Source organism: Janthinobacterium rivuli (genome assembly GCF_029690045.1).
GTDB lineage: Bacteria > Pseudomonadota > Gammaproteobacteria > Burkholderiales > Burkholderiaceae_D > Janthinobacterium > Janthinobacterium rivuli.
The window spans coordinates 1,301,831-1,319,463 of record NZ_CP121464.1 but is presented as its reverse complement, the minus strand read 5'-3'; the positions used below and the strand labels follow the sequence as shown (position 1 = coordinate 1,319,463).

The following is a 17,633-nucleotide window of genomic DNA, read 5'->3' as shown; positions in this document are numbered from 1 at the left end:
AGTATGTGTGTATCAAGTCTTGCGGTGCTCATGCGGCTGGGCATGCAACAGCGCGCACTCTTCATCGGTGAACAGGCGCGAGCGCGTCAAAAAGCGCTTGCCCGTACCGTTGTCGAGTGAAAACATGCCGCCATTGCCATCGACCACATCAATAATCAACTGGGTATGCTCCCAGTACTCGAATTGCTCGAGTCCCATGTAAAACGGTGTGCCATTCAAATTGCCGAGATAGATGTCGGTGTCGCTGACATCGAACTCGCCCAGCGCGTAGCACATGGGCGTACTGCCGTCGCAGCAGCCGCCCGACTGGAAAAACATCAGCGGGCCGTGACGCTGGCGCAATTTTTCCATCATTTCCAGCGCCGCATCGGTGGCGACCACCCGGGCAATTGCTGCACTCATGGCATCCCTTTCTGCGCGCCGCGCCCGGACTACAAGCGCGGCGCGTGTACCGGTTTAGAAGAAGCCCAGCGCTTTCGGGCTATAGCTCACCAGCAAGTTCTTCGTTTGCTGGTAGTGATCGAGCATCATCTTGTGGTTTTCGCGGCCGATACCCGATTGCTTGTAACCGCCGAACGCGGCGTGAGCTGGATACAGGTGGTAGCAATTGGTCCACACGCGACCCGCCTGGATGGCGCGTCCCATGCGGAAGGCGCGCGAACCGTCACGCGTCCACAAGCCGGCACCGAGGCCATACAAGGTGTCGTTGGCAATCGCCAGCGCTTCGGCCTCATCCTTGAAGGTGGTCACGGACACGACGGGGCCGAAGATTTCTTCCTGGAAGATGCGCATCTTGTTGTTGCCCTTGAACACGGTCGGACGCACGTAATAGCCGCCTTCCAGGTCACCCGCCTGCGTGTTGCGCTCGCCGCCGGCCAGCACTTCCGCGCCTTCCTGACGGCCGATGTCGAGGTAGGACAAGATTTTTTCCAGCTGCTCCTGCGACGCCTGCGCACCGATCATGGTGGACGAGTCAAGCGGGTTGCCCTGCTTGATGGCCGCCACGCGCTTCAGGGCCCGTTCGATGAATTTCTCGTAGATCGATTCCTGAATCAGCACGCGCGACGGGCAGGTGCACACTTCGCCCTGGTTCAGCGCAAACATGGTGAAGCCTTCGAGGCATTTGTCGAAATAGTCATCGTCAGCATCCATCACGTCTTCAAAGAAGATGTTCGGCGACTTGCCGCCCAGCTCCAGGGTGACGGGAATCAGGTTTTGCGCCGCGTACCCCATGATCAAGCGGCCCGTGCCCGTTTCGCCCGTAAAGGCGATCTTGGCGATGCGCTTGCTCGAGGCCAGCGGCTTGCCCGCTTCCAGGCCGAAACCGTTGATGATGTTCAGCACGCCCGGTGGCAGCAAGTCGCCGATCAGCTCGATCAACACCATGATGGACGCTGGGGTCTGCTCGGCCGGCTTGAGTACCACGCAATTGCCGGCGGCCAGGGCTGGCGCCAGTTTCCACACGGCCATCAGAATCGGGAAATTCCATGGAATGATCTGACCCACGACACCGAGCGGCTCGTGGTAGTGGTAGGCATAGGTTTCCGCATCGATTTGCGCGACGGAACCTTCCTGCGCGCGGATGCAGCCGGCAAAATAACGGAAATGGTCGATGGCCAGCGGAATGTCGGCATTCATCGTTTCGCGGATCGGCTTGCCGTTGTCAATGGTTTCCGCCGTGGCGATCAGGCTCAAGTTCTGCTCGATGCGGTCGGCGATGCGGTTCAGGATATTGGCGCGCTCGGCAGGCGAGGTCTTGCCCCAGGCATCCTTGGCGGCATGCGCGGCGTCCAAGGCCAGATCGACGTCCTCGGCCGTGGAGCGGGCGATTTCGCAAAACGGCAAGCCGGTGATCGGCGTGATGTTAGGAAAGTATTCACCTTTTACTGGGGCAACGAATTTGCCGCCGATGTAATTGTCATAGCGTTGTTTGAAGGGATTGGCTACGCCCAGTTTGCTGATGTCTGCGAGATTCATGTCGTCCTCTATCGGGTTAATTAGAATGGAATTACTTAATTAAAATCAAACGTCCTGGTACAGATGGGGTGAGTACACGGAGTCTTCCGCAAATGCCGTGCCAGCTCGCCATCCCACTACAAACTTAGCCGGTTTTACTCTTGTTGCAAGGGCGCGGCATCAATACCGGCGCGCTTTTCAGCGCATGCCCGGGCTTGAGCCGCTGCACAATGGAACAGGTGTACCAGACTGGAACACCTGCGCCTGTGCCACTAGCGAATCACCACGCCCCATGGCAATTCGCCCACGGCAATATCGGCCACCTTGCGCGCGCTGGCCGTGTCGATGACGGAAACGCTGTTCGAGCGGCCATTGGCCACGTACAGCTTGGCGCCATCGGGCGTGATGGCCATATTCCACGGGCGCTTGCCGACGGGAATGGTGGCCGTCACCTTGTTGCTGGCCGTGTCGATCACCATCACCGTGCCGTCGATACCGTTCGAGACATACACCTGCTTGCCGCCGGGATGGACCACGATGCCATTCGCATTCTTGCCAGCGGGAATGGTGGCAATAGCCTTGCGCGCGGCCATGTCGATGACGTAGACGGCATTGACCAGTTCGCACGCCACGTAGGCACGGCCCGAGTCCGGACTGAAGCCGATGCCGCGCGGACGCAGTCCCACGGCAATGGACGCGACCTGGCGGCGTTGTGCCACATCAATGACGTCGACTTGCTCGGCCTCTTCCGCGCTGACCAGCAGCCAGCGCCCATCGGGGCTGAACACGGCATGTTCCGGGTTACGTCCGTGCACCTTGATATCGGCAAGCAAGCTGCCTGTATGCCCGTCGAGCAAGGCCACGCTATTGTTTTCCTCGACGGCCACGGCCACGTGGCTACCATCTTGCGAAGCGCTGACACCTTCCGGCGACTTGCCCAGCGCCACCGTGCGCACGGGCGCGCCGCCAGCGTTATCGATCAGCAGCAAGGCGCTGCTGGCCGCGTCCGTGACAAACAATTGCCGCCCGCTGGGGTTGGCGGCAATGCCGCGCGGACGCTTGCCCGCGGCGATCTGGCGCACGACCTGATCGGTGGCCGTATCGATCACGCTCAGGGTGCCCGATTTTTCATTGGGAACATAGGCAAAGGGGACGGCCTGGACGGCGGTGCTGGCGAGCGCCGGCAACAGCCAGAAAACTTGGCGCAAGCGCAGGAAGAAGTTGGGCATAATCACCTTTTCAATGGCAAAACACAGGAAAAGCGCGCGGCATCGGCGCATCTGAACATTGCTGCATGCAAACGCCGTGCCACTGACACGCGTATAATTTCAGCCCACCAATGGAGACATGGCAGGCATATTGCTTGATACAACTATGCAGACCTGCGCCGCGCACGCGACCAAAGCAGGCTTTTATTCACATTGGAGAATCCGCATGCAGCATCGTTTCCGCCTGAACACCATCGCCAGCCTGTTTGTCGCTGGTAGCGCCACCCTCGCCCCCCACGTCTTTGCCGCCGAGGCAGCTGACCTGGCCAACGGGCAACTGATGGATACGGTGGTCGTCAGCGGCAGCCGCATCGCCCACCCCAGCCAGGAAGTGCCGGCCTCGATCGACGTCGTCGACAGCGCCCGTATCCAGGATGGCCAAATCCGCGTCAACGCGTCGGAAGCGCTGGCCGCCGTGCCGGGCCTGGTCGTGCAAAATCGTCAGAACTATGCGCAAGACTTGCAGATCTCGTCGCGCGGCTTCGGCGCCCGCTCGGCTTTCGGCGTGCGGGGCGTCAAACTGATCAGCGATGGCATTCCCGCCAGCATGCCGGACGGCCAGGGCCAGGCCGCCACCTTCAACCTCGACACGGCCGAGCGCATCGAAGTACTGCGTGGACCGTTTTCTGCCATCTACGGCAACCATTCGGGCGGCGTGATCCAGCTGTTTTCCAAGGATGGACAAAATCCCCCGTCCGTCGAATTGAATGTGACGGGCGGCAGCTATGGCACCAACAAGGTGGACTTGACGGCGCAAGGCCAGGCCGGCGGCATCGGCTACGTGCTCGACGGCTCGCGCTTCCGCACCGATGGTTTCCGCGACCACAGCGCCGCCACGCGCGAACAGGCGTTCGGCAAGATCACCGTCAAGCCGACGGCGGACAGCAAGCTGACCATCGTCGCCAACAGCCTGCATCAGGGCAACACACAAGATCCGCTGGGCGCCACCTGGGCCACGTTTGCCCGCGACCCGCGCGCCGGAGAAACCGATGCGAGCGACACGCAGAACCCGAAGCGCACCCTGGCCGAGCGCTACAACACGCGCAAGAGTATCGACCACCAGCAAATCGGCGCCACCTATGAACAGTCGTTCGGCGACGACCGCCTGCATGTAATGGTGTATGGCGGCAACCGCGAGGTGATCCAATATCAGGCCTTCTCCAAGTTCCTACAAAATCAAACTATTAATGGAATACTCACACATTCAGGCGGCGTGGTCGACTTCCAGCGTGAGTTCTACGGCATCGACACCAACTGGCTGCACGTGAACCAGCTGGCAGGCGGCAAGCTGAGCACCACCATCGGCATCGATTACGGCCGCTCCAGCGACGACCGCACGGGTTATGAAAATTACATCGGCAACACGTTTGGCGTAAAAGGCAAGCTGCGCCGCGACGAGCAAAATGTCGTCTCCAGCCTCGATCCCTATATCCAGGCGGAATGGCAAAGCGGCCCATGGCTGCTCAGCGCAGGTTTGCGCTACAGCAAGATGAAAGTGGCGGTCGACGACCACTATCTCAGCAATGGCAACGACAGCGGCAGCCTGGAGTTCAGCCACACGACACCGGTGCTGGGTCTGCTGTATAAACTGACGCCGAACGTCAACGTCTACGCCAGCGCCGCGCGCGGTTTTGAGGCACCTACCTTGAATGAACTGTTTTACTCGGGCACGGGCGGCGGCTTCAATTACCAGCTGAAACCAGCCACCAGCACCAACCTGGAAGCGGGCATCAAGGCCAGAATCGCCAACAACACCCACGTAAACGCGGCCGTGTTCCAGATCAAGACCAACGACGAGCTGGTGGTCGACAAGTCCAGCGGCGGGCGCACCAGCTATCGCAATGCAGGTAAAACCTTGCGTCAGGGTATGGAAGTGTCGCTGGACTCGAACTTGCCATATGGCTTCACGACAAAAGTAGCCCTCACCAGCCTGCACGCCGTGTATGACCAGGCGTTTGGCAGCGTGCGCGAAGGCAGCCGCTTGCCGGGCGTGCCCAGCGCCAATCTGTTCGCGGAACTGGCCTGGAAAGACACGCTCGACCGTTTTGGCGCGGCGCTGGAAAGCGTGGCCAGCAACCAGGTCTACGCGGAAGACAGCAACATCGAAAAACCGGCGCCCGGCTATACGGTGTTCAATGCGCGCTTCAACGCCAAACAAAACGTGGGGAATTGGCGCTTCAAGGAATTTGCCCGCCTGAACAATCTTTTCGACAAGACCTACGTGGGCTCCGTCATCGTCGGCGACAGCAACAAGCGCTACTATGAAGCGGCGCCTGGCCGCAACTGGCTGCTGGGTGTCAGCGCCCAATATAGTTTCTAAAACAAAAAGCCCGTACATCTTCCGATGTGCGGGCTTCACATACAGCATGGACTGTTACGGCCGCGCTTCCTTCACGCCATACTTTTCAAAGATGGTTTTCAATTCGCCGGTGGCCGCCATCTCGTTCATGGCTTCTTGCAGCAACCTGGCCACGTCGAGTTGTTGCTTGCTGACGGCCAGGCCCACGGCCCAGCCCGCGCGCGGCAAGCGGGCGAACGCCACTTCGCTCAAGGGGAAAGCGGGATCGCTTTTCAGCACCGATTCGATTTCCGAACGATTGGCCAGCACGGCGTCGAGCTTGCCCGCCTGCAATTGCTGCAAGGCTTCGGCCGCCGTATCGAAGATGCGCACATCGTCGCGGTACTTGCCATTATCTTCGCCCAGCATCAGCATGGCGGCGATCGATACCTTTTCCACGCCGATGCGCTTGCCAGCCAGCGAAGCGACGCCATCGAATTGCGGCACGGCTTGCGCGCTACGCGCCAGGCGCACGGTTTCCACGTAATACGGCGCGAAGATCTCGACCTTGTCGTTATCCGCCATCAACTTCTTGTCGACCGGCACGTGCAACATCACATCGGCAGGACCATAACCGAGGTAATGCCCCTTCCACACCATATTGCGCAAGTCATCGTTCAGGTTTTCGCCGGCGGGAAATGGCAGCAAGCTCAGTTTCAAGCCCAACTTTTTCGCCAGCGCTTCGGCGATGTCGATATCGATGCCCGCCCCCTTGTCGGAAAACGGCGCGAACTCGTTGTACACAGCCACTTTCAGGCTGCCCGACTGCTGCACTTTCTGCCAGTCGGCGCGCGCCGGCGCGGCTGCGCACAGCGCCAGGCAAGCGAGCGAGATCATCGCGCGCGCGCCGCGGAATTGAAATGAACGCATGGGACTCCTTCGTGATCAGTTCGATTCTCTACGGGTTTCCAGATAGGTCTTGATGGCCCACATGGCTTCCTGATTAAATACGCCTTCGAACGGCGGCATGTACACGGCGCCATTGCGCACTTTACCGTGGCGGATGGTGGTCAGGTAGTAATTGTCCGTCTCCTTGTAGCAAGCCTGTTTCTTTGTCTCATTCTTGATACCAAAACAATCGCGGTCCAACTGGCGCAAGTCCGGCGCGATGCCGCCCGAGATGGCTTCGATGCCGTGGCAGCGGGCGCAATTCTGGTTGTAGGCCGAGGTGCCTACAGTCAAGGCCAGCTTGTTGCCACGATACGGGTTTTGTTCGAGCCACTTGTCGCCCACCTTGGGCAAGCCGGTGGTGTCGACGCCTTGCGGCGTGACATTACCGTGCGCATAGGCATGCGGCAAGGTCAGCAGGGAAGTGAGGGCAACGGCGCCGGCGGCGGCAACGCCGAGCAGGGTACGAATGGAATAGGTCATGCTGGTCTCCTTGGTTTTTTAGTCAATACCCAAGAAGAGCAAATGCCATGCCATGCACTTATGCCCCACATCCGACCGCCCATGTATCAATTTGGAACAGCTGCAACACGTATTTGTGTCACCGCACGTGTAATCCGACAGCGCCAGACAAAACCACCAGACGTAAAAAAACCCCAACCGGATCACCGGAAGGGGTTTTTTCGAATAACAAGCCTGACGATAACCTACTTTCACACTGGTTGCAGCACTATCATCGGCGCAAAGTTGTTTCACGGTCCTGTTCGGGATGGGAAGGGGTGGGACCAACTTGCTATGGTCATCAGGCATAACTTGTACTGGCATTTGTCCTCGATGGAGCGACAAAGCCTGAATCTGGAAGAAGCAAAGATTGGGGTAATGACTGGTAGTATCAACAAACGCACAACGTTGTACCGTCTTATCCTCTGTACCTGCTAAGGTTATAGGGACAAGCCGTACGGGCAATTAGTACTGGTTAGCTTAATGCATTACTGCACTTCCACACCCAGCCTATCAACGTCCTGGTCTCGAACGACCCTTCAAAGAGCTCAAGGCTCTGGGAAATCTCATCTCAAGGCAAGTTTCCCGCTTAGATGCTTTCAGCGGTTATCTCTTCCGAACTTAGCTACCCGGCAATGCCACTGGCGTGACAACCGGTACACCAGAGGTTCGTCCACTCCGGTCCTCTCGTACTAGGAGCAGCCCCCTTCAAATTTCCAACGCCCACGGCAGATAGGGACCAAACTGTCTCACGACGTTTTAAACCCAGCTCACGTACCACTTTAAATGGCGAACAGCCATACCCTTGGGACCGGCTACAGCCCCAGGATGTGATGAGCCGACATCGAGGTGCCAAACTCCCCCGTCGATATGAACTCTTGGGAGGAATCAGCCTGTTATCCCCAGAGTACCTTTTATCCGTTGAGCGATGGCCCTTCCATACAGAACCACCGGATCACTATGTCCTACTTTCGTACCTGCTCGACTTGTCAGTCTCGCAGTTAAGCACGCTTATGCCATTGCACTATCAACACGATGTCCGACCGTATCTAGCGTACCTTCGAACTCCTCCGTTACACTTTAGGAGGAGACCGCCCCAGTCAAACTGCCTACCATGCACTGTCCCCGATCCGGATAACGGACCAAGGTTAGAACCTCAAACAAACCAGGGTGGTATTTCAAGGTTGGCTCCACGAGAACTAGCGTCCCCGCTTCAAAGCCTCCCACCTATCCTACACAGATTGGTTCAAAGTCCAATGCAAAGCTACAGTAAAGGTTCATGGGGTCTTTCCGTCTAGCCGCGGGTAGATTGCATCATCACAAACATTTCAACTTCGCTGAGTCTCGGGAGGAGACAGTGTGGCCATCGTTACGCCATTCGTGCAGGTCGGAACTTACCCGACAAGGAATTTCGCTACCTTAGGACCGTTATAGTTACGGCCGCCGTTTACTGGGACTTCAATCAAGAGCTTGCACCCCATCATTTAATCTTCCAGCACCGGGCAGGCGTCACACCCTATACGTCCACTTTCGTGTTTGCAGAGTGCTGTGTTTTTATTAAACAGTCGCAGCCACCAGTTTATTGCAACCCTTTCACCCTCATGGAGTAAACCAATCAAGCTACCGGGGCGTACCTTTTCCCGAAGTTACGGTACCAATTTGCCGAGTTCCTTCTCCCGAGTTCTCTCAAGCGCCTTAGAATACTCATCTCGCCCACCTGTGTCGGTTTGCGGTACGGTCTCGTATGACTGAAGCTTAGAGGCTTTTCTTGGAACCACTTCCGATTGCTTCGTGAATAAATTCACTCGTCTCAACCCCTTGAATTCCGCGCCCGGATTTGCCTAAGCGCCTTCTATGAGCCAAAAACCAACTATTCCAACAGTTGGACAACCTTCCGCGATCCGTCCCCCCATCGCATCATACGACGGTGCAGGAATATTAACCTGCTTCCCATCAGCTACGCATCTCTGCCTCGCCTTAGGGGCCGACTCACCCTGCTCCGATGAACGTTGAACAGGAAACCTTGGGCTTACGGCGTGGAGGCTTTTCACCCCCATTATCGCTACTCATGTCAGCATTCGCACTTCTGATACCTCCAGCATCCTTTACAAGACACCTTCGCAGGCTTACAGAACGCTCTCCTACCATATCCAATAAAGGATATCCGCAGCTTCGGTGACTGGCTTAGCCCCGTTACATCTTCCGCGCAGGACGACTCGATCAGTGAGCTATTACGCTTTCTTTAAATGATGGCTGCTTCTAAGCCAACATCCTGACTGTTTTAGCCTTCCCACTTCGTTTTCCACTTAGCCAATCTTTGGGACCTTAGCTGGCGGTCTGGGTTGTTTCCCTCTTGACGCCGGACGTTAGCACCCGACGTCTGTCTCCCAAGCTCGCACTCATCGGTATTCGGAGTTTGCAATGGTTTGGTAAGTCGCAATGACCCCCTAGCCATAACAGTGCTCTACCCCCGATGGTGATACTTGAGGCACTACCTAAATAGTTTTCGGAGAGAACCAGCTATTTCCAAGTTTGTTTAGCCTTTCACCCCTACCCACAGCTCATCCCCTAATTTTTCAACATTAGTGGGTTCGGACCTCCAGGGCGTGTTACCGCACCTTCATCCTGGCCATGAGTAGATCACTTGGTTTCGGGTCTACACCCAGCGACTGATCGCCCTATTCGGACTCGATTTCTCTACGGCTTCCCTATGCGGTTAACCTTGCCACTGAATGTAAGTCGCTGACCCATTATACAAAAGGTACGCAGTCACGGAACAAGTCCGCTCCTACTGTTTGTATGCACACGGTTTCAGGATCTATTTCACTCCCCTTCCGGGGTTCTTTTCGCCTTTCCCTCACGGTACTGGTTCACTATCGGTCGATTACGAGTATTTAGCCTTGGAGGATGGTCCCCCCATATTCAGACAGGATGTCACGTGTCCCGCCCTACTTGTCGTACGCTTAGTATCACCGGTCCGATTTCGAATACGGGACTATCACCCGCTACGGTTCCTATTTCCAGAGGATTCTTCTATCAGTCCGACTATCACGTACAGGCTCTTCCCATTTCGCTCGCCGCTACTTTGGGAATCTCGGTTGATTTCTTTTCCTGCAGCTACTTAGATGTTTCAGTTCGCCGCGTTCGCCTTGCATACCTATGTATTCAGTATGCAATACCCTAAAAGGGTGGGTTGCCCCATTCGGAAATCTGCGGATCAAAGTGTGTTTGCTCACTCCCCGCAGCTTATCGCAAGCTACTACGTCCTTCATCGCCTGTAATCGCCAAGGCATCCACCATGTGCACTTATTCGCTTGTCCCTATAACGTTAGCCTCTTCATTCTTTCAAACGAAAAGAGCGCTACAGGGATAAGAAAGTACAACGTTGTTGCTTGTTTGTTGATACATACAATCATTACCCATCGATTCGCTTTTTACGGCAAACCGATCAATAAATAATCTTTACTTCTTCCAGATTGTTAAAGAACGAAACAGCTTTGATCGCTAAAAGATCAAACCTAAACCTACTGGCTTACGTTTGCACTTTCGAGTAAAACTTTGGTGGAGGATGACGGGATCGAACCGACGACCCCCTGCTTGCAAAGCAGGTGCTCTCCCAGCTGAGCTAATCCCCCTGTGGGTATTACATTACTGGTAGGTCTGGCTGGACTAGCGTCCACCTTACCCCCGGGTCTGTTTCTGCTGGTAGGGCTGGTTGGACTCGAACCAACGACCCCCGCGTTATCAACACGGTGCTCTAACCAGCTGAGCTACAGCCCCAACGCGGAACTACTACGACTACTGTTTCTTCTTCATTTAACAGCCGATAAGTGTGAACATTTGATGCGTGAACCATTACTGATTCGTGCAAACTCTAGAAAGGAGGTGATCCAGCCGCACCTTCCGATACGGCTACCTTGTTACGACTTCACCCCAGTCACGAATCCTACCGTGGTAAGCGCCCTCCTTGCGGTTAAGCTACCTACTTCTGGTAAAACCCGCTCCCATGGTGTGACGGGCGGTGTGTACAAGACCCGGGAACGTATTCACCGCGACATGCTGATCCGCGATTACTAGCGATTCCAACTTCATGCAGTCGAGTTGCAGACTACAATCCGGACTACGATACACTTTCTGCGATTAGCTCCCCCTCGCGGGTTGGCGGCGCTCTGTATGTACCATTGTATGACGTGTGAAGCCCTACCCATAAGGGCCATGAGGACTTGACGTCATCCCCACCTTCCTCCGGTTTGTCACCGGCAGTCTCATTAGAGTGCCCTTTCGTAGCAACTAATGACAAGGGTTGCGCTCGTTGCGGGACTTAACCCAACATCTCACGACACGAGCTGACGACAGCCATGCAGCACCTGTGTACTGGTTCTCTTTCGAGCACTCCTCAATCTCTCGAGGATTCCAGCCATGTCAAGGGTAGGTAAGGTTTTTCGCGTTGCATCGAATTAATCCACATCATCCACCGCTTGTGCGGGTCCCCGTCAATTCCTTTGAGTTTTAATCTTGCGACCGTACTCCCCAGGCGGTCTACTTCACGCGTTAGCTGCGTTACCAAGTCAATTAAGACCCGACAACTAGTAGACATCGTTTAGGGCGTGGACTACCAGGGTATCTAATCCTGTTTGCTCCCCACGCTTTCGTGCATGAGCGTCAATCTTGACCCAGGGGGCTGCCTTCGCCATCGGTGTTCCTCCACATATCTACGCATTTCACTGCTACACGTGGAATTCTACCCCCCTCTGCCAGATTCTAGCCTTGCAGTCTCCAATGCAATTCCCAGGTTGAGCCCGGGGATTTCACATCAGACTTACAAAACCGCCTGCGCACGCTTTACGCCCAGTAATTCCGATTAACGCTTGCACCCTACGTATTACCGCGGCTGCTGGCACGTAGTTAGCCGGTGCTTATTCTTCAGGTACCGTCATTAGCAAAAGATATTAGCTCTCACCGTTTCTTCCCTGACAAAAGAGCTTTACAACCCGAAGGCCTTCTTCACTCACGCGGCATTGCTGGATCAGGCTTTCGCCCATTGTCCAAAATTCCCCACTGCTGCCTCCCGTAGGAGTCTGGACCGTGTCTCAGTTCCAGTGTGGCTGGTCGTCCTCTCAGACCAGCTACTGATCGATGCCTTGGTAGGCTTTTACCCTACCAACTAGCTAATCAGATATCGGCCGCTCCACGAGCATGAGGTCTTGCGATCCCCCACTTTCATCCTTAGATCGTATGCGGTATTAGCGTAACTTTCGCTACGTTATCCCCCACTCCAGGGTACGTTCCGATATATTACTCACCCGTTCGCCACTCGCCACCAGAGCAAGCTCCGTGCTGCCGTTCGACTTGCATGTGTAAGGCATGCCGCCAGCGTTCAATCTGAGCCAGGATCAAACTCTTCAGTTTAATCTCTGTTACTTTGCCATTTTATTGGCACCGTCATTGCTGACGGGTCGCTCACTCAAAAAACTGACAGGCTACTTCCGAAGAAGTATCCTATTTCATTATTTCTTGTGAACATTTGATATTTTAAGTTTTACGCCAATCCGAAGATTGTCGCTGCACTTACATCAAATGCCCACACTTATCGACTGTTAATTGTTAAAGAACTGTATTCGGTACTGCTTTCGCGCTATCGACAAAGCGTTGTGTTTGTCAGCTGCGAAGAAGGAAGAGTATGAAGCATTTCGCTAAATCCGTCAACTCCTTCTTTTCTCTCGTCTCACTCGGCATTTGCATGCGTCGTTCAGCGAGGGGGCGAATTATAGCCCTGGCCCGAACTCCCCGCAAGCGCTAATTTGCATCTGGGGAAATATTGCTGTGTGATATCGTAGTGCCGACCATACCCTGCCTCATCCATATAGATTCCCATGCCTATCCCACACATTACATCTACCGCCAATCCCGCCCTGGCCAGCGCACTCCAACACGCCATCAATAGCAAGACCAAGCCGCTGGGCAGCCTCGGCATGCTGGAAACCCTGGCCCATCAGATCGGGCTGATCCAGCAAGGCACGCAACTGGCATTGCACCAGCCTGCCATCATCGTTTTCGCGGCCGATCATGGCGTCGTCGCGGAAGGCATTTCCGCTTATCCGCAAAGCGTGACCTGGCAAATGGTGGAGAACTTCCTCGGCAACGGCGCCGCCATCAATGTCTTCGCCCGCCAGGCAGATTGCGCCCTCTATATAGTAGACGCTGGCGTGAACCATGATTTCGGCCCGCGCGACGGCTTGCTTGACCGCAAGCAAGGCCACGGCACCCGCAACTTCGCCAAAGAGCCCGCCATGAGCAAAGAGCAATGCCTGGCCGCCATGCGAGCGGGGATGGAGCTGGTCGCCACCCTGGATGGCAATGTGCTGGGCTTTGGCGAAATGGGTATCGGCAACACCACCACTGCCGCGGCACTGATGCACAAGCTGACGGGCACACCCGTCGCCGATTGCGTGGGCGCCGGCACCGGCCTGTCGAAAGATGGCGTGTTGCATAAACAACGAGTGATCGAAGCGGCCGCTGCCCATCACGCGACAGTCAATGAGCCGCTCGACGTGCTGGCCACCTTTGGCGGCTTCGAAATCGCCATGATGGCCGGCGCCATGCTCAAGGCGGCCGAACGGCGCATGATTCTGCTGATCGACGGCTTCATCGTCAGCAGCGCCCTGCTGGTGGCGGCCCGTTTGCAGCCGGCCATCCTCGATTATTGCGTGTTTTCGCACTGCTCCGATGAAAACGGCCATCGCCAGTTGCTGGCCAGCCTGGACGCACGTCCGCTGCTGCACCTCGATTTGCGCCTCGGCGAAGGCACGGGTTCGGCGCTGGCCTTGCCGCTGCTGCACGCGGCCGTCAACTTCATGCGCGAGATGGCGACGTTTGCCTCGGCCCAGGTCAGCGAAAAGTCCACGCCAGACTAAGACGATGACCAATCCCGTTTCCGCCGCCATCCACCAGTGCCGATTGTTCTTCATCGCGCTGCAGTTCTTCACGCGCCTGCCAATACCGCGCTGGGTGGGTTTCGAGCCGGCCTGGCTGCAGCACGCCTCGCGCTACTTCCCGCTGGTCGGCGTGGTGGTGGCGGCCATCAGTGGCGCCGTGTATTTGGTGGCCAGCTGTCTCCTGCCTTCGGCCGTGGCCGTGCTGCTGGCCGTCGCCGCCGGCATCTACCTGACGGGCGCCTTCCATGAAGACGGTTTTGCCGACATGTGCGACGGTTTCGGCGGCGGCATGACGCGCGAGCGGGTGCTGGAAATCATGAAGGATTCGCGCATCGGCGCGTATGGCGCCATCGGCATCCTCTGCCTGCTGGCCATCAAGTGCGCGGCGCTCGCTTCGCTGCCGCCTGCCACAGTAGTAGCGACATTATTCATCGCCCACCCGCTCTCGCGCCTGGCCGCCGTGTCGCTGATCTGGCTCATGAACTACGCACGCGACGAAGGCAAGGCCAAGCCGATGGCGCAAGAGATGACGACGGAAGAATTCATCATCGCCACCCTCTGCGGCCTGCTGCCCGCCATCGCCTGCGGCCTGCTGGGTATATTTGACTGGGCCACGCTGGTCTTTGCCTTCGTGGCGGCGGCAGCTGCCGCATTCTGGCTGGGCCGCAAATGCCAGCGCCGCCTGCAAGGCTACACGGGCGACTGCCTGGGCGCCGTGCAGCAGGTGGCGGAAGTGGCGATTTACCTGGCCATCCTGTCCAGCTTTCAACCTCCATTGCGCTTCTACTAAACAAGCATGCGCCTGATCCTCGTTCGCCACCCCACGCCGCAAGTCACCAGCGGCACCTGCTATGGCCGCAGCGACGTGGCGGTGGCGCCGCACGAAATGGCCACGGTGCGCGCCAGCCTGCAAGCGACTTTGCCGGCCGGCGTACCGCTCTACGCCAGTCCGCTGCGCCGCTGCGCCGGCCTGGCGACAGCCTTGGCGCAAGACCTGCCTTCCAGCGCCCTGCGCCTTGACGCGCGGCTGGCCGAGATGGATTTCGGCACATGGGAAATGCAGCCCTGGCACGCGATTGCGCGCGCGGACATCGATGCCTGGGCGGCCGACCTGGCCTGGTATCGCCCCGGCGGAGGCGAGAATGTGCTGGCGATGGCCACCCGTGTCGATGCATTTTTAGGCGATCTGTTGCGCGAACAACACGAAACGGCCATCCTCATCTGCCATGCGGGCACCATCCGCCTGCTGTCGGCACTGCAAGCCCGGCTGCCATTGGAGGAAGCGGCTCTGCTGGCCGCCCGTTCCGCCCATAAAATCGCCTACGGTGCGACGGTCGTCGTCGATTTCTGATATCGAATCGTCCAGCCAGCCATTTCAGTCCACGCCTGCTGCACGTATAATGGCGGGGTTTTGGTGCCCGCGTTCATGTCCATGAGCGCAGTTAAACGGGAAACACGATGCCGCAGTCGCGGCGAACGTGTGCTGCCCCCGCAACGGTAAGCAAGTGTCGCCCCTCGCAACAGGAAGCGGGCGACAAGCTATCTCTGACAACCACTGTGCTTGCAATCATCGAGCATGGGAAGGTGGGATAGCGGTACTTGCCAGCCCGGATACCGGCCAGGACAGGTGGAAGTGCGGGCCTTGCCGGGCGCCGCGCCTTCCGTTGAATCTGGCTTGCGGGGACGCGAGCCGGGTGCTTTTTCCGAAGAAAACGATATCATGACTGCTCCCGTATTACACCGCCGCGCGCCGGCAATGGCGCCGCGCGCCCTGGTTTCCGCCATTTCCCTGTGCTTCATCGCCGCCGCTCCCGCCTTCGCGCAAACCGCGAACAAGACGCTGGACCAGATCGTCGTCACGGGCTCCCGCTTCAACAGCGATCCGGCACTGCAGCCGATCGGTGCCACCATCATCACGGCCGATGAAATCCGCCGCGCGGGCGTCACGGATGTGAACCAGGCCATCCGCAAGATCGGTGGCGTCTACGGCCGCCAAGGCCTGGCTGGCAATCCGGATAACTTCACCCTGGACCTGCGCGGTTTCGGCGCCACCGCCAGCCCTAACATGGTCGTGGTGCTCGACGGCGTGCGCCTGTCGGAAAATGAGCTGGCCGATCCCCTGCTGACAACTATTCCCATCGATAGCGTGGAGCGCATCGAAATCACGCGCGGCGGCAGCAGCGTCCTGTACGGCGACGGCGCGACGGGCGGCATCATCAATATCGTCACCAAGCGTCCAGGCAAGCAGGCAGGCCGTGGCACCGTATTTGCGGAAGCAGGCCAACTGGGCCAGCGCGAAGTGCGCGGCTCCGTTGCACAATCCTGGGACAACGTGGCGCTGAACGCCGCCATCGGCCGGCTGGAAACGGACAACTACCGCGATAACAACGAATACAAGCAAAATACCTTCAGCGGCGGCGCGCAATGGAGCGGCAAGGATATTCGCGCCGGCCTGCGTATCGACAGCACGCGCCAGGATATCCGCTTCCCGGGTAGCCTCACAATGGCCCAGTTTGAAGCCAATCCACGCCAGACAAACACGCCAAAAGATTTCGGTTCGATCGACAGCGACCGCTACACCGCGTTCGCCGAGGGACGCCTGGGAGCAGTGGATCTGGCAGCGGAATTATCTCGCAGCGAAAAGACAGCCAAGTCGATCTTCGGAAGCCCAAGGCAGGCCAAAACCAAACAAAACCAGTTTTCACCACGCCTGCGTCACCTGGGCCAGTTTGACGGCATGCTCAATGAGATCGTCGCAGGTGTCGACTTCATCAAATGGGACTCCAACATCGACAGCTCCTATTCGCTGGCCAAGGCGGATCAGAAATCGCAGGCATTCTATGTGCGCGATGAACTGAAATTCGCCAGCCCGCAAAACTTCCGCATCGCCGCAGGCGTACGCCACGAAACCTTCGATAAGGACTTCAACGACCCTATCGGATACCCCACGACAGCCTACAACATCAAGCAGAACTTCAATGCCTGGGACGTACAAGGCAGCTTCGATGTCGTGCCGCAGGTAAATCTGTACGCCAAGGCCGGCCAGAGCTATCGCGTGGCGAACGCCGATGAAAACAACTCCACCCCCGTTGCAAACAAGCCCCTGCAAGGCCAGACCTCGCATGACCTGGAACTGGGCGCGACCTACGACAACAGCATCGTCAAGCTCGATGCCCGCGTCTTCCGCCACAAGCTAACCAACGAAATATATTTCGATCCGACGGCAGGTGCATCGGGCTGGGGCGCCAATACCAACCTGGATCCAACCAAGCACCAGGGTTTTGAGCTCGACGCCAGCGCGAATATCGCCGCTGACTGGAGAGTCAGCGGCCACTATCAGCACGTGAAAGCGACCTTCACCGAAGGGGCCAACTCGGGCAAGGAACTGACACTGATCCCGAAAAACACCCTGTCGGCTCGCCTGTCGTGGGTGCCGAAAGATGGCCAGAGCGCGGACTTCGGCGCCCAATGGGTAGACAGCCAGCGCTATGGCAGCGATTTTGCCAATACCTGTTCTTCCAAGATCCCGGCGTTCACGACGTTCGATGCCCGCTATGCACGCAAGTTCGGCGCCTGGGAAGTGGCGGTCAATGCCTTGAACCTGACCGACAAGCAGTACTTCACCAACGCCTACAGCTGCAAAGGCGGCATCTATCCTAGCAATGGCCGCCAGATGAAACTCTCGGCACGCTACGATTTCTAAAGCGGCCAGGAGTTGATTACAATGGCCCGTACGCGCAATCGCAT

10 protein-coding genes, 2 tRNA genes, 3 rRNA genes and 1 riboswitch are annotated in these 17,633 nt (G+C 57.4%); of the genes, 5 read left to right on the top strand and 10 right to left on the bottom strand.

What is annotated here, in order from left to right:
• Positions 1-12: 12 nt before the first annotated feature.
• The 3 genes from P9875_RS06015 to P9875_RS06005 form a co-directional block, all read right to left on the bottom strand.
• The gene (locus tag P9875_RS06015; RefSeq protein ID WP_278317831.1) at positions 13-402 is read right to left on the bottom strand and encodes a DUF779 domain-containing protein; all 390 of its coding nucleotides are present in this window, start codon (positions 400-402) and stop codon (positions 13-15) included.
• A 54-nt stretch (positions 403-456) separates the two neighbouring features.
• On the bottom strand, positions 457-1,977 hold the full coding sequence (adh, locus tag P9875_RS06010; RefSeq protein WP_034756819.1) for an aldehyde dehydrogenase: 1,521 nt from the start codon (positions 1,975-1,977) through the stop codon (positions 457-459).
• A gap of 251 nt (positions 1,978-2,228) precedes the next feature.
• The gene (locus tag P9875_RS06005) at positions 2,229-3,185 is read right to left on the bottom strand and encodes a beta-propeller fold lactonase family protein (RefSeq protein WP_099404117.1); all 957 of its coding nucleotides are present in this window, start codon (positions 3,183-3,185) and stop codon (positions 2,229-2,231) included.
• Positions 3,186-3,390: 205 nt separating this feature from the next.
• On the opposite strand from P9875_RS06005, the gene P9875_RS06000 reads away from it, so the two are divergent.
• On the top strand, positions 3,391-5,544 hold the full coding sequence (locus P9875_RS06000; protein WP_099404116.1) for a TonB-dependent receptor family protein: 2,154 nt from the start codon (positions 3,391-3,393) through the stop codon (positions 5,542-5,544).
• 54 nt (positions 5,545-5,598) lie between these two features.
• On the opposite strand, the gene P9875_RS05995 is transcribed toward P9875_RS06000, so the two are convergent.
• From P9875_RS05995 to P9875_RS05965, 7 genes are all read right to left on the bottom strand, one after another.
• Positions 5,599-6,432, bottom strand: coding sequence for a substrate-binding periplasmic protein (locus tag P9875_RS05995; RefSeq protein WP_278317830.1), 834 nt, complete (start codon positions 6,430-6,432; stop codon positions 5,599-5,601).
• 15 nt (positions 6,433-6,447) lie between these two features.
• Positions 6,448-6,933 (bottom strand): cytochrome c-550 PedF, encoded by a 486-nt coding sequence (pedF, locus tag P9875_RS05990; protein WP_035824926.1) that lies wholly within the window; start codon positions 6,931-6,933, stop codon positions 6,448-6,450.
• Positions 6,934-7,144: 211 nt separating this feature from the next.
• A 5S ribosomal RNA gene (gene rrf / locus P9875_RS05985) occupies positions 7,145-7,257 on the bottom strand.
• 138 nt (positions 7,258-7,395) lie between these two features.
• Positions 7,396-10,271, bottom strand: a 23S ribosomal RNA gene (locus P9875_RS05980).
• A 239-nt stretch (positions 10,272-10,510) separates the two neighbouring features.
• Positions 10,511-10,586: transfer RNA gene (locus tag P9875_RS05975), tRNA-Ala, on the bottom strand.
• 68 nt (positions 10,587-10,654) lie between these two features.
• Positions 10,655-10,731, bottom strand: a tRNA-Ile gene (locus P9875_RS05970).
• A gap of 98 nt (positions 10,732-10,829) precedes the next feature.
• Positions 10,830-12,360: ribosomal RNA gene (locus P9875_RS05965) — 16S ribosomal RNA — on the bottom strand.
• The 16S, 23S and 5S rRNA genes sit together here with 2 tRNA genes alongside, the layout of an rRNA operon.
• Before the next feature lie 464 nt (positions 12,361-12,824).
• Here P9875_RS05965 and cobT point away from each other — a divergent pair.
• The 4 genes from cobT to P9875_RS05945 all read left to right on the top strand — a co-directional run bounded on the left by cobT (position 12,825) and on the right by P9875_RS05945 (position 17,589).
• Entirely contained in the window at positions 12,825-13,865 is a 1,041-nt protein-coding gene (gene cobT, locus P9875_RS05960; RefSeq protein ID WP_278317829.1) for a nicotinate-nucleotide--dimethylbenzimidazole phosphoribosyltransferase, read from the top strand.
• 4 nt (positions 13,866-13,869) lie between these two features.
• Positions 13,870-14,676 carry an adenosylcobinamide-GDP ribazoletransferase gene (locus P9875_RS05955; protein ID WP_278317828.1) on the top strand — a complete coding sequence of 269 codons (807 nt, stop codon included), beginning with the start codon at positions 13,870-13,872 and terminating at the stop codon, positions 14,674-14,676.
• Between the two features lie 6 nt (positions 14,677-14,682).
• Entirely contained in the window at positions 14,683-15,237 is a 555-nt protein-coding gene (locus P9875_RS05950; protein WP_278317827.1) for a histidine phosphatase family protein, read from the top strand.
• A gap of 44 nt (positions 15,238-15,281) precedes the next feature.
• Positions 15,282-15,523, top strand: a riboswitch (cobalamin riboswitch).
• A gap of 83 nt (positions 15,524-15,606) precedes the next feature.
• On the top strand, positions 15,607-17,589 hold the full coding sequence (locus tag P9875_RS05945) for a TonB-dependent receptor (protein ID WP_278317826.1): 1,983 nt from the start codon (positions 15,607-15,609) through the stop codon (positions 17,587-17,589).
• The last annotated feature ends 44 nt before the right edge of the window (positions 17,590-17,633 follow it).

Excerpts from the sequence above, each read along its gene's own strand:
- P9875_RS06015 (WP_278317831.1), bottom strand. The coding sequence starts at position 402 with ATGAGTGCAGCAATTGCCCGGGTGGTCGCCACCGATGCGGCGCTGGAA.
- adh (WP_034756819.1), bottom strand. The coding sequence starts at position 1,977 with ATGAATCTCGCAGACATCAGCAAACTGGGCGTAGCCAATCCCTTCAAA.
- P9875_RS06005 (WP_099404117.1), bottom strand. The coding sequence starts at position 3,185 with ATGCCCAACTTCTTCCTGCGCTTGCGCCAAGTTTTCTGGCTGTTGCCG.
- P9875_RS06000 (WP_099404116.1), top strand. The coding sequence starts at position 3,391 with ATGCAGCATCGTTTCCGCCTGAACACCATCGCCAGCCTGTTTGTCGCT.
- P9875_RS05995 (WP_278317830.1), bottom strand. The coding sequence starts at position 6,432 with ATGCGTTCATTTCAATTCCGCGGCGCGCGCGCGATGATCTCGCTCGCT.
- pedF (WP_035824926.1), bottom strand. The coding sequence starts at position 6,933 with ATGACCTATTCCATTCGTACCCTGCTCGGCGTTGCCGCCGCCGGCGCC.
- cobT (WP_278317829.1), top strand. The coding sequence starts at position 12,825 with ATGCCTATCCCACACATTACATCTACCGCCAATCCCGCCCTGGCCAGC.
- P9875_RS05955 (WP_278317828.1), top strand. The coding sequence starts at position 13,870 with ATGACCAATCCCGTTTCCGCCGCCATCCACCAGTGCCGATTGTTCTTC.
- P9875_RS05950 (WP_278317827.1), top strand. The coding sequence starts at position 14,683 with ATGCGCCTGATCCTCGTTCGCCACCCCACGCCGCAAGTCACCAGCGGC.
- P9875_RS05945 (WP_278317826.1), top strand. The coding sequence starts at position 15,607 with ATGACTGCTCCCGTATTACACCGCCGCGCGCCGGCAATGGCGCCGCGC.